Source organism: Sphingobacterium shayense (genome assembly GCF_013179575.1).
In the GTDB taxonomy this organism is placed as follows: Bacteria; Bacteroidota; Bacteroidia; order Sphingobacteriales; family Sphingobacteriaceae; genus Sphingobacterium; species Sphingobacterium shayense.
In genome coordinates this window covers 1-2,797 of the sequence record NZ_JABMCQ010000273.1, presented here as the reverse complement: position 1 = coordinate 2,797, position 2,797 = coordinate 1, and the positions used below count along the sequence as shown (strand labels likewise).

General features: G+C 43.5%; 1 protein-coding gene. It reads left to right on the top strand.

Annotated elements, in window-relative coordinates; genetic code table 11:
* The coding region (gene purL, locus HP439_RS18540) for a phosphoribosylformylglycinamidine synthase (RefSeq protein ID WP_172391816.1) at window positions 1-2,797 on the top strand (2,797 nt) is incomplete at both ends.

The window sequence follows — 2,797 nt, the reverse complement described above, 5'->3', positions numbered from 1 at the left end:
CATAACTTCCCAACCACCGTTGAGCCTTTTGCCGGTGCTGCGACCGGATCTGGTGGAGAAATCCGCGATCGTCTAGCCGGCGGACAGGGATCGCTTCCGCTGGCCGGAACAGCGATTTATATGACTGCGTATTCGCGGTTGAAGCAGGATCGCCCTTGGGAAAATGCCGTACAAGAACGTCCATGGCTCTATCAAACCCCAATGAATATCCTCATTAAAGCGTCAAACGGTGCATCGGATTTTGGGAACAAATTTGGACAACCTTTAATAACTGGTTCGGTACTAACATTTGAACATGAAGAAGGAGGCCGTAAACTAGGATATGATAAAGTTATCATGCAAGCAGGCGGTATTGGCTATGGAAAGCTAGAACAAGCAAAAAAACAAGAACCTAAAAAAGGGGATAAAATAGTTGTTCTTGGCGGAGAAAATTACCGCATTGGTATGGGTGGAGCAGCAGTGTCATCTGCCGATACTGGCGCCTTTGGTTCTGGCATAGAATTAAATGCGATTCAACGTTCCAATCCAGAAATGCAAAAACGCGCGGCGAATGCTATTCGAGGTTTTGTCGAATCCGATAATAACCCAATAATCTCTATCCACGATCACGGTGCTGGTGGACACTTAAATTGCCTCTCCGAACTTGTTGAATCAACGGGCGGAGCTATCGATTTAGACAAACTGCCTGTGGGCGACCCGACCCTTTCCGCTAAAGAGATAATAGGGAACGAATCGCAAGAACGGATGGGGCTTGTAATTGGTGAAAAAGATATTCAACAGCTTCAAGTTATAGCTGACCGGGAGCGGTCGCCAATGTACACTGTAGGTGATGTTACGGGGGACCATCGATTCATTTTTCAGTCAAAAACCACCGGCGAGAAACCCATGGATTATGACTTAGCAGACTTCTTTGGTTCTTCACCAAAGACAATAATGAATGACAATACTATCGACCGTCACTATGCAGAACTTGCTTATGATGTTAAAAACACGCCGACATACCTTGAGCAACTACTCCAACTGGAAGCAGTTGCCTCTAAAGATTGGTTAACGAATAAGGTTGATCGTTGTGTCGGTGGTCGCGTTGCAAAACAACAATGTGTGGGACCTCTCCAACTTCCTTTGAATAATGTCGGGGTAATGGCACTTGATTATAAGTCAAACGAAGGCATCGCTACCACCGTAGGGCATTCTCCTTTGACTGCGCTAATCGATCCTGTATTTGGATCTAGAAATGCAATAGCAGAAGCCCTTTCTAATTTAGTTTTTGCACCCATTAATGGCGGGCTGAACGGTGTATCCCTTTCCGCGAACTGGATGTGGCCGTGTAATAATGAAGGAGAAGATGCCCGGCTTTACAAAGCTGTAGAGGGGTGTTCAAACTTTGCGATCGAGTTAGGGATCAATATACCAACCGGTAAAGACTCCCTGTCAATGAAACAGAAATACCCTAATGGTGAAAATGTGATTGCACCGGGGACACTGATCATCTCCGCTGGCGGGAACTGTTCAAATATTAACAAGGTTGTTGAGCCCGTGCTTAGAAAAGATGCTGGATCAATATACTATATAAATCTATCTCAAGATGATTTCAAATTAGGAGGATCCTCTTTTGCGCAGATTCTTAACAAGGTGGGGACACAAGCTCCAACAATCCGCGATGCAGTCTACTTTAAGAATGCCTTCAATGTAATTCAAGACTTAATTGTAAATGACCAGATTGCCGCAGGGCACGATATCGGGTCAGGTGGCTTGGTAACAACTTTACTAGAAATGACGTTTGCTGATGTAAACCTTGCAGCAAACTACGACTTGACTGATCTTAAAGAATCTGATACTGTTAAAACATTATTTAACGAAAATATCGCGATTGTATTACAAGCAAAAAACGACGAGATTTTTCAGTCTACAATCCAGGCCGCCGGCATAACTGCTATTAAGATCGGCCGCGCAATAACAGGCACTGAAGTAACCATTAAAAATGGTGTCGATCATTTTACATTTAATGTCAATGAAACTCGTGATAACTGGTTTAAAACCTCTTTTTACTTAGATCAGAAACAATCGAAAAATGGTATGGCTGAAGATCGATTTGCGAACTACAAAAATCAGCCGCTACGCTATAAGTTCCCTGCACACTTCAACGGGAGCAGACCGTCTCTATTGAATGTGACACAAAAACCCAAAGCGGCAATTATCCGCGAAAAGGGATCGAACTCCGAAAGAGAAATGGCAAACGCGATGTACTTAGCCGGCTTTGATGTAAAAGATGTTCATATGACCGATCTAATTTCAGGTCGTGAAACGCTGGAAGACATTCAATTTATCGGTGCTGTTGGCGGGTTCTCTAACTCCGATGTGTTAGGTTCAGCAAAAGGATGGGCCGGAGCTTTCCTTTACAATGAAAAAGCAAAGAAAGCACTCGATAACTTCTTTGCTCGCCCTGACACATTATCTGTTGGGATCTGTAACGGATGTCAACTTTTTATGGAATTAGAGCTTATAACTCCAGAGCATCAAGTCCATGGTAAAATGCTCCACAACATATCCGAGAAACACGAGTCCAACTTCGTATCTGTAAAAATCCAAGAAAACAACTCAATCATGTTATCCACTCTAGCTGGAAGTACACTTGGAGTTTGGATATCACATGGAGAAGGTAAGTTCCATTTACCAGAAAGCGAGGACCGTTATCAAATTGTTGCTAAGTATGCATACGATCAATATCCGCACAACCCAAATGGTTCAGATTACAATACTGCAATGATGTGTGATGCTTCGGGTCGACATCTGGTAA